Source organism: Streptomyces sp. Edi2 (assembly GCF_040253635.1).
GTDB lineage: Bacteria > Actinomycetota > Actinomycetes > Streptomycetales > Streptomycetaceae > Streptomyces.
The window spans coordinates 992,334-1,008,570 of the sequence record NZ_JBEJGX010000003.1 but is presented as its reverse complement, the minus strand read 5'-3'; the positions used below and the strand labels follow the sequence as shown (position 1 = coordinate 1,008,570).

Genomic DNA, 16,237 nt, shown 5'->3' with positions numbered 1-16,237 from the left:
ACCATGTCGCCGCGACCTGCGCTTGGAGTTGCCGGCGGGTTTCAGGCTCGAATTTTTCGCGACTTGCCTCGTCGGGGAGGCGCGCCAATTCTTGAGTCAGGTGCGCCGCTTCGGCGCCCAGCCGCATCTCGATGGTGGTGATTGCGAGGGATTTCCCGTGGACGCACTGTCGTTTGATCACTGGGTGCTCGATTGGGTGGTCAGTGCCAGGAAGGTCCCCCGCGGTGCCGTCGTAGCAGGGCTTCTGGTGGACCTCGCGGCTGATCCGCGGACGATGCACGCCGACCCTATGGCGGTCTTTCCGCTGCTCCCCGCCGCCCGGGCGCTGGGGGTCTCGCCCGTGACGATCCGCACGGCCCTGCACCGGCTCTCCGAGGCAGGGCTGGTCTCCTTCCGCGTCGAGGACCACCCGGATGGTTCACACATGGTGGCCACCCTTCTGCCCCCTGGTGCCGCGGGCTTCCCGGCGGTTCGCTTGGGGGAGCCGTGCCCGTAGAGCCGTGGTTGCCGGGGTGCTCAATCTCGCGGGTGCGTTCCTGTCCACCACGGTCGCCAGGACGATCTCCGGTGGCATGGTCGACGACAACGCGGTCAGCCTCACGATGATTTTCGCCGGGCTCATCGGCGCGATTTTGTGGAACATGGTCACGTGGCTCGCGGGACTGCCGTCCAGTTCCTCGCCCGCCTTGTCCGGCGGTCTGATCGGCGCGGTGTGGGTGGGGTCGGGCGGTGATGCGGTGCCTTTCGGGCGGGTGGTGGAGAAGATCGTGATCCCGGCCCCGGTGTCGCCGGTGCTGGCCTGCCTGACCGCGCTGCCGGCGACCTACCTTGCCTACGTACCTCGGCCTCGTGCCTGCTCTCGTCGGTGACGGCCATGGCTCCGTCGTGTGCCTGCTCGGCGGCCGAAATCAGCACGCGGGCTATCTTCGCCCTGGCCTGGCTGAGCCGGCTGCGCACCGTGCCGACCGGTACCTCGCACACCTCGGCGATCTCCTGGTAGGAGGTGATACCGCCCAAGTGACGGAGCGTCAGCACCACGCCGTAACGGAGGTTTGTCGCTGCCGGCAGCGAAATTACTGACCGCGTGCGGCGCGAGGTGGACGACGCCCCCCTGCTTGCCGTGTGTGGTCTCGTAGCGCTCATGGGTTGCGGACTACCGCTCTCAAGAAGTGATTTGACGGCTGTTGCAGGTATCAGGCGCTGGTTAGCGGGCTATGTCATGAATTTGCAAAGGTGCCGGGCGAGGGGCAACGCGCAGGTCGGTCGGCTCATCTGGATAGTCGGCGAGGCGCACCAGGTGCCTTCGCAAAAACGGCGGGTCTTATCCAGATGGGGATCCGCGGGAGGGGAAGTCCATGACCAGGACGAAGAAGACCGGGTTCAAGGCGCGGGGTGGCCGTGTGGCGGCGATCGGTGCGCTGGGTCTGGCCTCGGTGGCTCTGGCCGCCGGGCCGGCGTTTGCCAAGGGCGATGTGGACATCACGGCGCCGCGCACGGCGCAGGTCGGCAAGACCATCACGGTCAAGGCGCACGGCGGCGATGACAGCGCCGGCTACCTGCATCAGCTCTGCCTGGAGGAGAACGGCTTCGGCCAAGGTTGGCACCAGGAGAACTGCAGCGCCGTGGTCGAGGGCGATGCGCAGGTCACTGCACACGGCACGTCCGCGCGCCGCGGCAACCTGCAGTTCCGTGCGGTGCTGTACGGCCTGACCAGCCCGCACGACCAGAAGCCCGTGCGCTTGCACGCCTCTGACGTGGTGACGGTGCAGGTCCGCTGAGCCGGCAGCGCGGCCGTGGGACAGCAGGCACCATCACTGCCCACGGCCGCGCACCGAACCGCTTCTCGCGAGAGCGCCCCGGCACCCTGCGTGCCGGGGCGCGGTGCTGAACGGGCCCTACCGTCACCGGTGTTCCCGACGGTACGCACGCCGCCGCCCCGGGACCGGGAGCCGCACCTGTCTCGAAGTGGCCGACCGACTCGTAAGGTCTCGCTCGCTGCTGATCGGGCGTCGCCGAAATGCGGCTCCTCACAGTTTGGGGGCGTGTTTCGTTTGGTGACCGGCCACCATCGGCTTCAGAACTTCGTTGTCCTGGACATTGGCGGCGGGGACGCCGATGAGGAGAGGCAGTCCGTTCGCGTCCGCCAAGATGTGCATTTTGGAACCCGGTTTGCTCCGGCTCGGACGAGCCCTGGATGAACGCGCGCTGCGGCGACGCAGACATCACGGAGCCGGCTTGCGCTCCTCGGCGTAGCGGGCCAGCCCGTTCGCCATGCCCTGCATGAACTTCTGGAGGTAGCGCGGCATGACCCAGCCCCACAGCCGGTTCGTCTCGTACTCGCCGTACCAGTGGATGACCGTTCCCGAGCTCGCTGTCGGCTTCAGTTCGATGCGCGCGTGATAGTTGTGCATCGACGAATTGAACGCGTCTTCGTAGGCCAAGAGGCGTGGCTCGACCTTCTCGGTCAGCCGCTCCCCGGTCACGACGCGTCCCGTCCGGAAAGCCCGGACGGCACCGATACCGTCGTCGCCGCCGGGGTCGAGGCCGACCGACCGTGTCGTGTCCAGACTGTCCACCTTGGACCACAGCGGCCAGCTTGCGGAGTCGACCAGTAACTTCCAAACGGTTTCCGGCGAGGCGCCGGTAGTCACTGTGACGTCGTATGTGTGCATGGCAGAGGGCTCCTGTGAGTGGGGGCGGGCGGCGCGCCCGGCCAAGAAGACGCGGTCGACGCGGCAGTGGTCGGCCGGGCACGCGTGGATCCGGTGGGGCGAGAGCCGGTCGGCGAGTTGGACGGTGACGACCGAAGGCGGGGCCGCCTGCGTCGGGCAGCGTCCTGCGCCGCATGGGTGGCGTGGTCACCCGTCGAGGAAACGCAGTAGCCCGGCGGCGAGGAACTGGGGGTTCTCCTCGATGAGCCCGTGCCCGTGCCGGCGTTCGGCACGTCCACCGCCCGCACGATGGTGGTCATGCGCGAGGCCACTGGCCCCGGATCGGTTGAGCTCCGTGGCGCCGTGATCATGTGTTCCCGTCCTGGAGAAGGTGGATCAGCGGCCGGTCGTGCCGTCGATGAGTTCGCGGAGGATGTCGGCGTGGCCCGCGTGCCTGCCGGTCTCCTCGATCATGTGGGTGAGTGCCCAGCGGATGCTGGGAGCGGGGCGGTCCGGCTGCGGTCGGGGGACCGGTGCGCCGAGATCGGTGCACCCGTCGAGAACGTCGTTCGCGCGCTTGACCGCGTCTCGGTAGCGGGCGACGACGTCGGCCACGCTGCCGGCCGGTGCGGCGTCGAACGTCGCCTGCCAGTCGGTGACGTCGTCCCCGAGGAATATCGAGCGCTCGACGAACGTCAGGTGGTTGAGCAGGCGGAGCAGGTTCGTGCCTGACGGCACTGCGGCTGTTCGCACCTGCGGTTCGGGGCGCCGTCGACCTTCGCGGCGATCGAGGTCCGGAGGTAGTCGAGGAATCCGCGCAGGATCTCGGTCTCGTTGCTTCCGGTCCGGGGCGGCGGGGTGTCGCGGCGGCCGTTGCGGAGGGCGGTGCCGGGCACTGTTGTCTCTCTTCCTTGTGTCGGGGCGCCGGCCGCCGTGTCAGGCGGTGCGGCGGATGAGGAGGACGTGGTCGGTGACCTCGGCGGTGCGCCCGTCCGGTCCGGTCGCGATCCGGCGGGGTGCGTCGGCCCGCTCGACCGTCCATGTCTGCGGGGGCAGGCCGATACCCGCGGCGACTTCCCGCGGGCTCGGGTAGTGGACGTCGGACTCCTGGTTCCACGACCACGGCGCGGCCGAGCCGTGGTCGACCACCAGCAGCCGCCCGCCCGGGCGCAGTGCGAGCGCGGCCGAGCGCAGGACGGTTGCCCGGTCCAGGTCAAAGGGGGTGTGCAGGTAGTGGGCACTGACCAGGTCAAATCCGCCCGGGGGGAAGGACTTGTGCAAGTCCGCCCGCGCGGTGGTGACGCGGTCGCCCAGGCCGTGTGAGCGGGCGAGGGCGGCGAGCCGTTCGACCGCCACTTCCGAGATGTCGACGGCGGTGACACGCCACCCCGTGCGGGCGAGCCACAGCGCGTCGCCGCCGTCGCCGCATCCGAGGTCCAACGCGTCACCGGGCGGCAGACCCGTCACCGTCTCGGTGAGGCGGGCATTCGGCTGCGGGCCGTCGGCTGCCGGCCGGGCCGCGTAGACGCCGTCCCAGAACGTGACCGCATCGGTGCTGCTCATCAAGGCTCCTTGTGTCGGGATGCACTCAGTTTTGCCAGGCACCCCACGACTTGGCACGGAATCTTGCGGTTACGGCAAGATGGCCTGATGGACCGCAAGACGGACGACGACGTACTTGACGCGGTGGGGCCGCGCCTTCGTGCGCTGCGTCGTAACCGCGGCATCACCCTCGCCGACCTCGCGGCGACGACCGGCGTATCGGAGAGCACGCTGTCCCGGCTGGAGAACGGGCAGCGCCGGCCGAGCCTGGAATTGCTGCTGCCGCTGGCCCGTACCTTTGACGTTCCGTTGGACGACCTGGTCGGCGCCCCGCGCACTGGCGACCCCCGGATACACCTCAAGCCGATCAGGCGGTTCGGGATGACGTTCGTGCCCCTCTCCCGGCGACCGGGTGGGGTGCACGCGTTCAAGATGATCATCCCCGCCCAGCCGGAACCACTCGAACCGACCCCGCAGACCCACGAAGGGTTCGAATGGCTCTACGTGCTCAACGGACGCCTGCGGCTCGTGACCGGCGAGCGCGACCTGACGCTGCCGCCCGGTGAGGCAGCCGAGTTCGACACATCCTTGCCCCACTGGCTGGGCAGCGCCGACGGCGGCGTGGTGGAGCTTCTCATCCTGTTCGGCCTGCAAGGGGTGCGCGCGCACGTACGCACCGACCCTCCTCCATCGCCGCGGGCCGGCAACCGGCGGTGAACCGGCCCCGCGTGGGCGAGGGACTGACGACGCACCTGACGACGCACACCGCGGTAGCGATTGCCGGGAGCGAACGCCGAGAACGATTGCCGGGAGTGGATAGCCGCCTCCCGATTCGGATAGGGCGGAGCCGTGGCGACTTCTAGAGTTCCGGTGAATTCGGGGCTCAGGAGGCGTAGATGAACAGCTGCCGCGGTGCGCGGACGGCCGTGATCGTGGGCGCGGGTGTCGCCGGTCTGACAGCCGCCTTGGTGCTGGCGCGCAAGGGGTGGCGGGTCGAGATCGCCGAGGCAGGACCGGAGCAGGCGACGTCCGGATGGGGGCTTTGCCTGACCGGCCCTGCACTGCGCGCGCTGGACGAGCTGGGGCTGGCGGACAGGTGTCTGGCCGAGGGCTACGGGATGACGGCGATCACGCATGTGGACAGGAACGGCGAGTCTGCGGGACACGTTCAGTTGCCGCGACTGATCGGTGCGGAGCGGCCGGCGATGGTCGGCATGGCACGCCCCGTACTGCACCGGATCCTGCGGGAGACGGCAGAGCGGAGTGGCGTGGTGGTGCACTACGGGATGACCGTCACGGGGGTGGACCAGGAAGAGGAGCTGGTCCGTGCGCGGCTCTCGGACGGGACGGTCCGGCAGGTCGCGCTGTTGGTGGGCGCGGATGGCATCCGCTCGTCGGTCCGGGGCTTACTGGGCTTGGAGACCTCGCTCGACTACCACGGGCAGATGGTCTGGCGGGCCCTGGTGCCGCGCCCGTTGTGGGCCACGGGTGTCCATCAGTTCGCCGGCGAGGTCAACACGGCTGGACTCGTGCCCCTCTCGGGAAGCCAGGCGTACGTGTTCCTGACGGAGAACGGGGTGGGGCGCAGCGGCCTGCCCGATACCGAACTCGCCCCGCGCCTGCGAGAGTTCCTGGAGGTCTTCCCGGGGCGCGTGGAGGAGATCCGGCCTCTGGTGTCCGCGTCGGAGTCGGTGGTGCGCCGCCCGGTGCAGACGGCGTTGCTGGCGGGTGCCTGGAATCGCGGGAACGGCGTCGTCATCGGTGACGCCGCGCATGCGCCGGCACCACAGATGGCCAGCGGCGCGGCCTTGGCGATCGAGGACGGGCTCGTGTTGGCCCACGAGCTCGAGTGCCACGAGTCGGTCGGCGCGGGGCTCCGGTCGTTCGTCGGCCGGCGTGCACAACGGTGCCGCAGGCTCGTTCAGACCTCGGTGGAGATCGCCGGCCTGGAGCAGGCGCAGCGGCACCACGAGGCGTACCCGCTGGTCGATGCCTGCCACCGGCAGATGGCCGAACCCGCGTAACCAGCGGATGCGCACGGCGTTTCTGCCGTCTGCCGTCTGCCGTCTGCCGTCTGCCCGAAAGCCTCGCGGCCCACCGTCGTCGACTGCTGCCCGAAAGCCTCAGCTGATCCGCCCACACACGAGGAGTGCCTGATGAGCAACACAAGCTTGATCACCCACCTGCGGCACATCGATGTCGCCATGCCGAACTTCGCCGAGCAGTGCCAGTTCTACACCGAGTTATGGGGGCTGACGGAGGCAGCGGGGGACACGGGTGTCTCGTTCCTGGCGGCCGAAGGCTCCCCGGAGCAGTACGTGGTGCGGCTGCGCCGGGACGAACAGAAGCGCACCGACCTCATCGCCTTCGGTGCTGCCTCCACGGCCGATATCGATACCCTGGCCGCGCAGTTGATCGCGCAGGGGGTGAAGCTGGTGCAGGAGCCGAAGCTGCTGGACACCCCCGGAGGCGGCTACGCGGTCCGCTTCTTCGACAACGAGGGCCGCGTGGTGGAGGTCTCCGCCGATGTCACTCCACGCCGCCACCGCACGATCGAGGCACGGGAGTCCATCCCTGTGCGGCTGTCGCATGTGCTGATGAACTCGCCCACGCCCGAAGCCACGGTCGCCTGGTACATCAAGCACCTCGGCTTCCGGCTCTCGGACACCATGTGCATGGACGGCCGCGGCGGGACCATGTGGTTTCTGCGCTGCAACACCTACCACCACAGCTTCGGCATCGTCCGCGGCCCGCATGCGGCCTTCCACCACGCGTCCTTCGAGATGCGCGGGGTGGACGAATTCCTCCGCGGTACGGGGCGGATGCGGCGTCTGGGCATCGAACGCCTGTGGGGACCGGGCCGCCACCGCGCCGGTGACAACTCCTTCAGCTATTACCTCGACCGTGCGGGCAACACCGTCGAGTACACCACCGAGCTCGAGGTCGTGGACGAGGACACCTGGCACCCGCACCTCTTCGACCTCAAGGACCCCGCCAACGCCGACCAGTGGGGCACGGCCAACGAGATGAACGAATACATCGCCGCCAAGTCCCACAACGACGTCGACCCCGGGCTGTTCGTCGCCCCGCCGATGTGACCGTCCCGCAGAAAGAAGGGATCACCCATGGAGCGCCTACGGAGGAGCACCCACGACCGCAACTCGTCGACAGCCAGTCGATGACCGACTGGAAGGTTCTTCACCGACCCCAACACCGACCCCGACCCCGACACGGACCCCGGCCCGAGCGCCCCCGCCGTGCCGCTGCCGTCCCCCACACAGCGGAGGGGCCATGACCACTGTGCTGCGTACCTTCCGCATCACGAGATCTCGGAACCCCGTCGACCTGCTCAACGCTGCCACCCGGCTGTTCGGCGGCTCGATCACCACCTCCCCCCTGAACGGCCTGGGCGGCGGTGACCACGAACTGCGCGGCGTTTCCGCCCCCGACTTCGCCGTCGGCTACTTCGCCTCGCCACTTGACGTCCGCGTCGCTTCGACGGCCGGCCACCGCCGCTCCTACTTCGTCAACCTGGGTGTTTCCGGCGAAATCGAGGCGTCCTGCGGAGGCCTGCACGCGACCCTCGACAAGGCCACCGCAGGAGTCGTCAACCCCGGAGACACCCAGGAACTGCGCCCCCGCCGCAGCCGGACGCAGTTTCTGGGTCTGAAGATCGATGCTGCCTTGGTCGACCAGGAGTTCGCCGCGCTGACCGGGCACCTGCCGCTCTCCACGGTGCGCTTCGACTTCGCCCTGGATCTGGCCGAACCCAAGGGCCGGGCGGTACGGCTGCTGGTGCATTCCCTGGTGGAGCAACTGGACTCAGGGGATCCCTTGTTCCAACGTGCGGAACTGCAGCGCAGCCAGCTGCGGTGCATTGTCACCGCCCTGCTTCTGGCGCAACCCCATACCCATACCGATGAGCTTCGGGATGGCCCTCAGCCCAGTCACCCGCGCTCCTTGCGCGCGGCTCTCGCGTTCATCGAAGCGAACCTCACGGAAACCATCACCCTCAGGGACATTGCCGATGCGGCAGGCAACAGTCCGCGGACCGTCAGTTCCGCCTTCCGCGCGCGGCTCGGGCTGCCTCCCATGTCCTACGTGCGCACTCTGCGGCTGGACCGGATTCGCGAGGACATCCTCGCCTCCACCGACAACGTCAGCACCATTGCCTACCGATGGGGCATCTCTCACCTGGGCCGCTTCGCCGGCGAGTACCGTGACCGCTTCGACGAGCTGCCCTCCGAGACCGCAGCCCGCCGGTAACAAACCGCCCCGGGAACTGCTGGTCGTCGGCAGGGGACGGGGAAAGGAAGCACGTTCTGCCGGTGTTGCGACGGCTGGTCAGGCAGCGTCGTCGTGGGCGGTGGCGGTGGACTTCGCCTGCCATGCGGTGAGGTCGTCCTGGAGCCGGCCGATCTTGACCTGTTGGCGCTCGATGGCGTCACGGCCGAGCGCCAGGTGGGTGGGCAGCTTGTCCTGACAGGTCACTTCGTAGATCAGCGCGGCCCCCTTGACGGGATCGCCGAGCTGGGCGTGGTTCGCCTGGCCGATCCATTCGAGGGTGTCGTGGGCCGGGGTGCCGTCGTAGGCGGGAATGCGGTGGGCGGCAGTGGACAGCGAGCTGCCGTCGAGGAAGTCGGTGCGGAAGACACCGGGTTCGACGACCATGCTCTGGATGCCGAACGGCGCGAGTTCCACGGAGAGGGCTTCGCTGATCCCGGCGACGGCGAACTTCGAGGCGCTGTACATGCTGACGCCGGGCTCGCCCTCGAATCCGGACCGCGATCCGATGTGGACGATCTTGCCGTGGCCGGCTTCACGCATCACAGGAAGGACGGCACGGGTGAGATTGATCAGGCCGAAGACATTGAGGTCGAACAGGGAGCGCGTTTCGTCGTCGGTGATCTCCTCCAGCGCGCCGAGCAGTCCGCGCCCGGCGTTGTTGACGAGCACGTCGATGCCGCCGAACCGGCCGACGGCCGCTTCGACGGTTCGCGTGATGTCCTCGCTGCGGGTGACGTCCAGCGCGAGGCCGAGCACACGGTCGGACCGCTTCAGGTCATCCGGCAGGCTGTCCGGGTTACGGGCCGTGACCACGACCGCGTCACCGCCCGCCAGCGCGGCTCGGGCGATCCGCAGGCCGAACCCGCGGCAGGCTCCGGTGATGAACCAGGTGGACATGAACGACTCCTTCTCTCGTCAGCGACGGGACGGACACGGGGAACGGAAGGACCGTCTCCCCGCCGTCTGCTCTGACTCCACCGAACCAGCTCCGAGCAGGGAAAAGAGGGGCCGAGAGGGCCCGGCTGATCGGGGGACGAACTGGGCCACCCTCTCTGCCCCGAACAGGGTGCGAACGCGCGAGACTCGATGGCATGAACCCTGAGGAGACAAGCCCTCGCCTGGCGGAGTTCCTGCGCTCGGCTCGCGCCCGCCTCAGCCCGCAGGAGGCCGGGCTGGAGGAGGAAGGCTTCGGCCGCCGCCGTGTGCCCGGACTACGGCGGGAAGAGCTCGCCCGGCTGGCGGGCGTGAGTGTGGACTACTACACCCGCCTGGAACAAGGCCGCAGCCCCAGCGCCTCGGCGGAAGTCCTGGACGCGCTCGCCACCGCCCTGCGCCTCGACGACGCCGAACGCGCCCACCTGCACACCGTTGCCCGCCCCAGCTCAGCCCGGCGCAAGCGACGATCCCGGCCGCAGCGCGTCCATCCCGGCACCTGGGACCTGCTGGACACCCTGGAGGCCGCCTGCCGGCCGGCCTTCGTCCTCGGGCGGCGCCTCGACGTCCTTGCCCACAACCGCCTCGCGGGACGGCTCATCACCGACTTCCGTGCCCTGCCCGCCGCGCAGCGCAACCAGGCACGCTTCGTCTTTCTCGACCCCCACGCCCGCGAGCTGTACACACACTGGGCCGCCGTCGCCGCCGACACGGCCGCCATGCTCCGCCTCGACGCCGGCCGCCACCCCGACGACCCCGCCCTCCGCGCTCTCGTCGGTGACCTGTCCATACACAGCCAGGAATTCCGCCGCTACTGGTCCGACAACAAAGTCCACCGGCGCACCACCGGCACTAAGGACTACCACCACCCCCTCGTCGGCGACCTCACCATCACCTACCAGGCCCTCACCCCCGGCGACGACCCCGACCAGACTCTGTTCATCTATCGCACCGAACCGGACAGCCCATCGGAAACCTCACTGCGGCTGCTTGCCTCCTGGAACGAACCCACGACGCTGGGGACCGAGTCCGAGACCGAGACCGAGACGGTGCCGGTGCCGGAGCACGACCCCACCGCTCCACGTAGCACCGGAAACCGCAGGAACTGACAACGAGCGACCTCCGGTTGCCCCCGAAGGCGGGGCGTCCCGGACGGAATCTCCGCCGCTGCCGAACAACGCACCGGAGACGGTCTTCACCTGACGCCACACGCTGATCCACCGGGGACGACAGGACAGGGAAGGACAGGGCAGGACAGTCCTTGGTCCGGCGCAATCAAGCCATTGCGCGCGGAACATACCCGTCCGTCGGTATCGGCGGCCGAAGATGAGCGGCCGACGGGGCCGACCCGTCGCGACGAAGGGGGCTCCTCCATGAGACCAGGCCGCAGCAGAGCCGTGTCTGCCGCCGCACTCGCGCTGGGAGCGCTGCTGACCACAGCGCTTCCGGCGACCGCCGCGGAAGGCGCCGGACCGGCCTCCCGCTGCACCCCTGCCGTTCATGTCCTCGACCGGCTTCCGGGCGCTGGCGCCGCGTCCTGGGGCAGCGAGAGCGTCAACGACTTCGGCACCGGTGGCCTGTCCGTCGGCCGGTCCGCCGGGCTGCCCGCCTACTGGACGGGAAGCGCCGTGCACCGCGTCCCGCTGCCGTCCGGGTACGACAGCGGCTCGGTCGCCGCGGTCAACCGCCGCGGTCTCATGGTGGGCAGCATCCAGGGCCCGGTGGGTGTCGCCGCCTTCAGCTACCGGGCCGGTGCCTCGGCCGTACGCATCCTCCCCGGCGGCACCTATGCCGCCGATGTCAACGACCTCGGGACCGTCGCGGGCGGCAATGACAGTTCGGACACCGCCTACCTCTGGACCGGCGCCACCATCGCCCGGACCCTCACCGTCAAACCCGGGCACACCCGTGTACGCGTACGCGGCATCAACTCCCGTGGAACGGTGATCGGATACTCCTGGTACTGGGACGGCGTGAGCGAGATGAGCGGCAGCGTCGGACTGGTCTGGCCCGGTGGCACCACAGGTCCGGGACGGGATCTCAAGCCCGTCGAGATCAACACCGACACGGACTGGTATCCGTCCGCCATCGACAACCACGGACGCGTCGTCGGTGAACGCACCTATGACCACCAGGACCTGGCTGCCGAGACGTACTGGGACGCCCCCTACACCAAGGACGGCGTCCAGATCCCGGGGCTCCCCGCTCACGAGGGCAAGGGCTGGCTCAACGACATCAGCCCCAGCAGCGGCGTGGCCGTCGGCACCGCGATGTTCCCGTACGGGATCCCGCCGATGACCCCCATCGACCAGGCCCAGATCTGGCCGGGCTCCGGCCCCGTTCGAGCCCTCCCCAGCCTCACCCCCGACGGCCCGGCCGGTGCCGAGGCCGTCAATGACGAGGCCAGGGCGGGGGGTTGGGCCTACGACGGCGACCCATACGGCGGCGCCGGGGCCCCGCACCCCGTGATCTGGACATGCGCTCTGGGCTGAGGGTTTCCTGTCATCCCCGGTGGATCAGGCAATCCCCGGCGCATCTGACGCCGCGGCGGCGTCAGATGCTCTGCCCTCGCCGCGCGCACTCCGTCTCGGCGGCTCTTCATTGGCTGTACGGATGCCGGGACGCGGTGCGGCTCCGGACCGAGCCGCCGTGGTGGGGTGTCAGGGCCCGAGAGGGAATCGGTGCAGGAGGTCTTGGCCCTCGGGGCCGGAGCCCGACTTGGCGGCCACGAACGCCGCGCCGTGAGCGACGTGGACGTGGTTGGTGTGGGCGCCGGTGGTCAGGCTGCCGACGACGGTGCCCTTGCGGGGGTCGACGACCGTGACGGTGGCCGTGGTGCGATTGGCGACCAGGACCCGGCCCGAGCGCGGATCGGTGGCCACGGACTTCGCGCCCGCACCGGTTGGCACGGTCCTGGTGACGGCACCCTGACGAAGGTTGATCACCGAGAGGGTGCCGGCTGCCTGGTCGGCGGAGTAGGCGGTGCGGCCGTCCTGGGACAGGGCGACCGAGAGAGGGCTGCCACCCGTCGGGATCAGGCGCGGGCTCTTGGCGCGCGGGGCGATCTCGATGATCCGGTTGTTGGCGAAGTCGGTGGCGTACGCGGTTCCGGTCCGTTCGTCGACCGCCATGCGGCGGGGCTCGATCCCGCGAGCGTGACCCGCTTACTATCCGGTGTGGTGGCCGCCCTAGGTGTGCTGGTGTGCTGACCGGAAAGGTTGGTGACAGACGGCTGTCGCACGCTCAACCGCCTGCGCGGCATGTGCTGACAACCGATAAACCACCTCTCACCAGCAGCGGCTGGAGTGACCGGCCATGCTGCCCCAGCCGCACGAGCCTCTTGGTCTGACGTCAGGCCGGGGACGCGTGGCGGGCACGGCTGCCGGCCAGGAGCGCCGCCCGGTCGACCGTCCCGGTGGCGGCGGCCAGCAACGGCAGCCGGACGGCCGGGCTGGGAATGCGTTCCTGGGCGTGCAGTACTCCCTTGATCACTGTCGGGTTCGGTTCGGCGAACAGGGCACCGGACAACCGGGCCAGCTCGGCTCCGAGTCTGCGTGCCGGTGCACCGGAGCCGCTACGCCACAACGAGATCAGTTCGGCGTAGTCGGCGGTGCGCACATTGGCCGATGCGACGATGCCGCCGTGGGCGCCCGCCGCGACGAGCGGTGACAGGACGACGTCGTCGCCGCCGAGCACGGCGAAGCCGGGCGGGGGACTGCCGAGCAACTCCACCGTGGTCGCGTCGATCGCGCCGGTCGCGTGCTTGATCCCGACGATTCCTGGTAGGCGGCCGAGTGCTGCGATCGTGCCGACGCCGAGAGTCTGTCCCGTGCGGTAGGGGATGTCGTACACGATCAGCGGCATGCCGCCGTGTTCGGCCAGCGCGGTGAAATGCGCCAGTGTCCCCGCTTCACCGGGCCGGATGTAGGGCGGCGCGGGAACCAGCGCCGCGGCTACGTCGCCGGCGGCCGCCAGCTGTCGCAGCGATGTGATGGCGGCGGCGGTGTCATTGGTGCCGACCCCGACGATCAGTGGGGCGCCGTGTGCTCGGCAGGCGGCCGAGCAGATGCGCACCACGGTCTGCTTCTCCTCGGCGGTCAACGTGGCTGATTCCGCGGTGGTGCCGAGGGCGACGAGTCCGGAGGCGCCGGCCGAAAGCGCCTCGTCAGCGAGTCGGGCCAGTGCATCGGGGGCCAGGCGCAGGTCGTCGGTGAAGGGAGTCACCAAAGGGACGTACAGGCCGTTGAAGGTCGGATTGGGCTTCATGGTCCCACCCTGGCTCACACCTACCCGGTAGATCCATTTCTGATTTCTACCTCTATGCCTAAGCTGAGCTTATGCTTGATGTTCGTCGTCTTCACCTGCTTCGCGAACTGGACCGGCGAGGCACCATTGCCGCCGTGGCCGAAGCGCTGACCTTCACCGCATCCGCGGTCTCCCAGCAGCTGGGCGTGCTGGAACGCGAGGCAGGCGTGCCCTTGCTGGAACGCAGCGGCAGGCGCGTGATCCTCACACCCGCAGGCCGGTCCCTCGTCGCACACGCCGACGCCGTACTGCAGCGCCTCGAGCTCGCGGTCGCCGAACTGGCCGGCGCGCGGGACGGCATCGGCGGGCCGCTACGCATCGGGACCTTCCCCTCCGGCGGCCACACCATCGTGCCCGCCACGCTGGCCGAGCTGACCCAACGGCATCCCGCGCTCGAACCGATGGTGCAGGAAATCGACTCCGCCCGCGTCTCCGACTGCCTGAGAGCCGGCGAACTCGACGTGGCCCTCGTCCACGACTACGACTTCGTACCCGCGTCACCGGACACCACAGTGGACGAGGTGCCCATACTGGAAGAACCGATGTTCCTGGTCAGCGATACCGCGACCAAGGACACCAGCGGCAACGACACGCTGGCAGAGCTGCTCGGACCCTATGCCGAGACCCCGTGGATCACCGCACGGGACGGCACCACCGGTCATGCGATGGCCGTACGCGCCTGCCAGGCGGCCGGGTTCCAGCCAAGAATTCGCCACCAGGTCAACGATTTCCGCACCGTGCTGGCCCTGGCCGCCACCGGGCAAGGCGCCGGATTCGTACCGGAAACGGCCACTGCACAGAGCCCCGCAGGCGTGGTGTTGACCAAGCTGCCGCTGTTCCGTCGCTCGAAGGTCGCCTTCCGCGCCGGCGGCGGTACTCACCCGGCGATCGCCGCTTTCGTGGCCGCGGCAAGAGCGGCAGTAAGCTCCTGATGGATCCGTGGTCTCGGTGCGGTCGACGGTGTGCGGCGCTGCGTGGCCGGCCCCGCGGCAGTCTGTTCCGTAGGGCCTGGCCTGAGGGCCTGCGCGGCCCGGCGCCCCGCGCGCCGACGACGGCGGCAGGCGGCAGGCGGCACTGGAGAGGTGGGCGCCTCGTGCGACCGCAACCGCACGGGGTGCCCCATGCGGTTGCGGTCGCGTTATGCCTCAGCGGAAAGCGGCGATGTTGCGCGCAACCCAGCTGTTGAAGGGGTGCGGGGCACGGCCGAGGACTCTTTCCACGTCCGGGCTGATCCGCAGTTCGGCCGGGTTCGGGGCGGCGATGATGTCCAGGGTGTCGTCGGCGAGTTCCGCCGGCACGAACTGGGTCATCGCGGCCTTGGCCTCGTCGCGGGTGAGTTCGTGGAACCGCACCGGCGAGCCGAGCGCGGCGGCGATGGCCTCTGTCTGCCGGCGCGGCGTGATCACCTCTGGCCCGGTCAGCTCGTACACCCCGCCGGTGTGCCGGTCGTCCAGCAGGCAGGCCGCCGCGACCTCGGCGATGTCCGCCGGGTCGACGACCGGCACCCCGACGTCGCCGAAGGGTGCCGCGACCGCCCCTTGTGTGCGGACGGACTCCGCCCAGGCCAAGGCGTTGGAGGCGAAGCCGCCCGGCCGCAGGACGGCCCAGTCCAGGCCGGAGTCCCGCAACGCATCCTCCAGCGCCCGCATCGCGACCCGCGTCGGGCCGAGCGGCCTGGTCGCCACGCCCTGCGAAGACAGCAGGACGATCCGGCGGACCCCACTGGCCTGGGCCAGGCCGATGATGTCGGCCGGTCTGGCTCCGGGGGCGTGCAGGTCGCCGGACAGCAGGAGGAACAGCGCCTTCGCCCCGTCCAACGCGGGTGTGAGGCCCGCCGGATCAGTCAAGTCGGCAGCCACGTGCCGGACGCCGTCCGGCACCGCCGCCGTGTGCCGCGACACCGCTGTCACCTGCTCGCCCGCTTCGGTCAGGGCTCGCGTCAAAGGCCGGCCCACGTTCCCGGTAGCCCCGGTCACCACGATCATTTTCAGCTCCTAGTCCGTTGTGCACTACGGCGGTTGACGTTAGGAGCAAGGCTTACTTTTCGTAAGAACATACCTGGAGGTAAGCTCCGGACATGAAGGAAGGCGCGCAGCTGACGCAGGCCGAGACGGGCCGTCGGTATGAGGTGTTTCACACCGACTGCCCCGCGCGGGACGTGGTCGACCACGTGACCAGCAGGTGGGGCATCTGGGTGCTGATCTCCTTGCGGAGCAACGACCTTCGGTTCTACGAGCTGCGCGACAGCATCCAGGGCATCAGCGAAAAGATGCTCGCGCAGACCCTGCGCGCGCTGGTCAAGGACGGCCTGGTCTGGCGGGAGGTCGAGCCGACGACGCCACCCCAAGTCACCTACGGACTGACGGAGTTCGGTCAGGAAGTCGGTAAGCCGCTGACGGACTTGTTCAACCGGATCACACAGTGGCTACCGCCTCGCAGCGCGGGTTAGTGCGGTAGGGGTAGCAGTCGGCCTCGAAGGTGAATCAGCGTGAGCTGGTGAGCTGGTGACCTACCCCCGC

At 69.3% G+C, this 16,237-nt stretch carries 17 protein-coding genes and 4 pseudogenes; 12 read left to right on the top strand and 9 right to left on the bottom strand.

The annotated features are described in order from the left end of the window. The first annotated feature begins 157 nt into the window (after positions 1 to 157). From ABR737_RS07865 to ABR737_RS07855, 3 genes and pseudogenes are all read left to right on the top strand, one after another. Positions 158 to 496 carry a hypothetical protein gene (locus ABR737_RS07865; protein WP_350249459.1) on the top strand — a complete coding sequence of 113 codons (339 nt, stop codon included), beginning with the start codon at positions 158 to 160 and terminating at the stop codon, positions 494 to 496. Between the two features lie 4 nt (positions 497 to 500). After that, positions 501 to 854, top strand: a pseudogene (locus ABR737_RS07860) (inorganic phosphate transporter); the annotation flags it as partial. A 20-nt stretch (positions 855 to 874) separates the two neighbouring features. Continuing rightward, positions 875 to 1,000, top strand: coding sequence for a hypothetical protein (locus ABR737_RS07855; protein ID WP_350249458.1), 126 nt, complete (start codon positions 875 to 877; stop codon positions 998 to 1,000). Here the strand turns inward: ABR737_RS07855 and ABR737_RS07850 are convergent. Further along, positions 973 to 1,143, bottom strand: a pseudogene (locus ABR737_RS07850) (hypothetical protein); the annotation flags it as partial. The gene ABR737_RS07855 and the pseudogene ABR737_RS07850 overlap by 28 nt on opposite strands. Positions 1,144 to 1,355: 212 nt before the next feature. Here ABR737_RS07850 and ABR737_RS07845 point away from each other — a divergent pair. Next, the gene (locus ABR737_RS07845) at positions 1,356 to 1,778 is read left to right on the top strand and encodes a hypothetical protein (RefSeq protein ID WP_350249457.1); all 423 of its coding nucleotides are present in this window, start codon (positions 1,356 to 1,358) and stop codon (positions 1,776 to 1,778) included. A gap of 258 nt (positions 1,779 to 2,036) precedes the next feature. Here the strand turns inward: ABR737_RS07845 and ABR737_RS07840 are convergent. The 4 genes and pseudogenes from ABR737_RS07840 to ABR737_RS07825 form a co-directional block, all read right to left on the bottom strand. Further along, positions 2,037 to 2,177: pseudogene (locus ABR737_RS07840) on the bottom strand (IS5/IS1182 family transposase); the annotation flags it as partial. A 45-nt stretch (positions 2,178 to 2,222) separates the two neighbouring features. After that, on the bottom strand, positions 2,223 to 2,672 hold the full coding sequence (locus tag ABR737_RS07835) for an SRPBCC family protein (protein WP_350249456.1): 450 nt from the start codon (positions 2,670 to 2,672) through the stop codon (positions 2,223 to 2,225). Positions 2,673 to 3,047: 375 nt separating this feature from the next. Beyond that, positions 3,048 to 3,547: pseudogene (locus ABR737_RS07830) on the bottom strand (DinB family protein). 40 nt (positions 3,548 to 3,587) lie between these two features. Further along, complete coding sequence (locus tag ABR737_RS07825; RefSeq protein WP_350249455.1) at positions 3,588 to 4,214, bottom strand: SAM-dependent methyltransferase; 627 nt, start codon at positions 4,212 to 4,214, stop codon at positions 3,588 to 3,590. Between the two features lie 87 nt (positions 4,215 to 4,301). Between ABR737_RS07825 and ABR737_RS07820 the strand changes: the two genes are divergently transcribed. The 4 genes from ABR737_RS07820 (at position 4,302) to ABR737_RS07805 (ending at position 8,459) form a co-directional block, all read left to right on the top strand. Then, the gene (locus tag ABR737_RS07820; RefSeq protein ID WP_350249454.1) at positions 4,302 to 4,910 is read left to right on the top strand and encodes a helix-turn-helix domain-containing protein; all 609 of its coding nucleotides are present in this window, start codon (positions 4,302 to 4,304) and stop codon (positions 4,908 to 4,910) included. A gap of 179 nt (positions 4,911 to 5,089) precedes the next feature. Continuing rightward, complete coding sequence (locus ABR737_RS07815) at positions 5,090 to 6,217, top strand: FAD-dependent oxidoreductase (protein ID WP_350249453.1); 1,128 nt, start codon at positions 5,090 to 5,092, stop codon at positions 6,215 to 6,217. A 132-nt stretch (positions 6,218 to 6,349) separates the two neighbouring features. After that, a complete protein-coding gene (locus tag ABR737_RS07810; protein WP_350249452.1) occupies positions 6,350 to 7,291 on the top strand; it encodes a VOC family protein in 942 nt (313 codons plus the stop codon). Between the two features lie 193 nt (positions 7,292 to 7,484). Then, entirely contained in the window at positions 7,485 to 8,459 is a 975-nt protein-coding gene (locus ABR737_RS07805) for a helix-turn-helix transcriptional regulator (RefSeq protein WP_350249451.1), read from the top strand. Between the two features lie 78 nt (positions 8,460 to 8,537). Here ABR737_RS07805 and ABR737_RS07800 read toward each other — a convergent pair whose 3' ends face one another. Beyond that, the gene (locus ABR737_RS07800) at positions 8,538 to 9,377 is read right to left on the bottom strand and encodes an SDR family NAD(P)-dependent oxidoreductase (RefSeq protein ID WP_350249450.1); all 840 of its coding nucleotides are present in this window, start codon (positions 9,375 to 9,377) and stop codon (positions 8,538 to 8,540) included. 194 nt (positions 9,378 to 9,571) lie between these two features. Between ABR737_RS07800 and ABR737_RS07795 the strand changes: the two genes are divergently transcribed. Next, positions 9,572 to 10,522 (top strand): helix-turn-helix transcriptional regulator, encoded by a 951-nt coding sequence (locus ABR737_RS07795; protein WP_350249449.1) that lies wholly within the window; start codon positions 9,572 to 9,574, stop codon positions 10,520 to 10,522. A gap of 288 nt (positions 10,523 to 10,810) precedes the next feature. After that, positions 10,811 to 11,905 carry a hypothetical protein gene (locus ABR737_RS07790; RefSeq protein ID WP_350249448.1) on the top strand — a complete coding sequence of 365 codons (1,095 nt, stop codon included), beginning with the start codon at positions 10,811 to 10,813 and terminating at the stop codon, positions 11,903 to 11,905. 168 nt (positions 11,906 to 12,073) lie between these two features. Here ABR737_RS07790 and ABR737_RS07785 read toward each other — a convergent pair whose 3' ends face one another. Both ABR737_RS07785 and ABR737_RS07780 read right to left on the bottom strand, forming a co-directional pair. Continuing rightward, positions 12,074 to 12,544, bottom strand: a complete 471-nt coding sequence (locus tag ABR737_RS07785) for a YncE family protein (RefSeq protein ID WP_350249447.1) — start codon at positions 12,542 to 12,544, stop codon at positions 12,074 to 12,076. A gap of 220 nt (positions 12,545 to 12,764) precedes the next feature. Then, entirely contained in the window at positions 12,765 to 13,679 is a 915-nt protein-coding gene (locus ABR737_RS07780; RefSeq protein ID WP_350249446.1) for a 4-hydroxy-tetrahydrodipicolinate synthase family protein, read from the bottom strand. Between the two features lie 71 nt (positions 13,680 to 13,750). On the opposite strand from ABR737_RS07780, the gene ABR737_RS07775 reads away from it, so the two are divergent. Then, complete coding sequence (locus ABR737_RS07775) at positions 13,751 to 14,650, top strand: LysR family transcriptional regulator (RefSeq protein ID WP_350249445.1); 900 nt, start codon at positions 13,751 to 13,753, stop codon at positions 14,648 to 14,650. A 213-nt stretch (positions 14,651 to 14,863) separates the two neighbouring features. On the opposite strand, the gene ABR737_RS07770 is transcribed toward ABR737_RS07775, so the two are convergent. Next, positions 14,864 to 15,703, bottom strand: coding sequence for an SDR family oxidoreductase (locus tag ABR737_RS07770; protein ID WP_350249444.1), 840 nt, complete (start codon positions 15,701 to 15,703; stop codon positions 14,864 to 14,866). Between the two features lie 92 nt (positions 15,704 to 15,795). On the opposite strand from ABR737_RS07770, the gene ABR737_RS07765 reads away from it, so the two are divergent. Continuing rightward, positions 15,796 to 16,167: a winged helix-turn-helix transcriptional regulator gene (locus tag ABR737_RS07765; RefSeq protein ID WP_350249443.1), complete on the top strand. Its 372-nt coding sequence runs from the start codon at positions 15,796 to 15,798 to the stop codon at positions 16,165 to 16,167. Positions 16,168 to 16,237: the final 70 nt, after the last annotated feature.

Coding starts and splice junctions, on each gene's coding strand:
- ABR737_RS07855 (WP_350249458.1), top strand. CDS start 875: ATGGCTCCGTCGTGTGCCTGCTCGGCGGCCGAAATCAGCACGCGGGCT.
- ABR737_RS07845 (WP_350249457.1), top strand. CDS start 1,356: ATGACCAGGACGAAGAAGACCGGGTTCAAGGCGCGGGGTGGCCGTGTG.
- ABR737_RS07835 (WP_350249456.1), bottom strand. CDS start 2,672: ATGCACACATACGACGTCACAGTGACTACCGGCGCCTCGCCGGAAACC.
- ABR737_RS07825 (WP_350249455.1), bottom strand. CDS start 4,214: ATGAGCAGCACCGATGCGGTCACGTTCTGGGACGGCGTCTACGCGGCC.
- ABR737_RS07820 (WP_350249454.1), top strand. CDS start 4,302: ATGGACCGCAAGACGGACGACGACGTACTTGACGCGGTGGGGCCGCGC.
- ABR737_RS07815 (WP_350249453.1), top strand. CDS start 5,090: ATGAACAGCTGCCGCGGTGCGCGGACGGCCGTGATCGTGGGCGCGGGT.
- ABR737_RS07810 (WP_350249452.1), top strand. CDS start 6,350: ATGAGCAACACAAGCTTGATCACCCACCTGCGGCACATCGATGTCGCC.
- ABR737_RS07805 (WP_350249451.1), top strand. CDS start 7,485: ATGACCACTGTGCTGCGTACCTTCCGCATCACGAGATCTCGGAACCCC.
- ABR737_RS07800 (WP_350249450.1), bottom strand. CDS start 9,377: ATGTCCACCTGGTTCATCACCGGAGCCTGCCGCGGGTTCGGCCTGCGG.
- ABR737_RS07795 (WP_350249449.1), top strand. CDS start 9,572: ATGAACCCTGAGGAGACAAGCCCTCGCCTGGCGGAGTTCCTGCGCTCG.
- ABR737_RS07785 (WP_350249447.1), bottom strand. CDS start 12,544: ATGGCGGTCGACGAACGGACCGGAACCGCGTACGCCACCGACTTCGCC.
- ABR737_RS07780 (WP_350249446.1), bottom strand. CDS start 13,679: ATGAAGCCCAATCCGACCTTCAACGGCCTGTACGTCCCTTTGGTGACT.
- ABR737_RS07775 (WP_350249445.1), top strand. CDS start 13,751: ATGCTTGATGTTCGTCGTCTTCACCTGCTTCGCGAACTGGACCGGCGA.
- ABR737_RS07770 (WP_350249444.1), bottom strand. CDS start 15,703: ATGATCGTGGTGACCGGGGCTACCGGGAACGTGGGCCGGCCTTTGACG.
- ABR737_RS07765 (WP_350249443.1), top strand. CDS start 15,796: ATGAAGGAAGGCGCGCAGCTGACGCAGGCCGAGACGGGCCGTCGGTAT.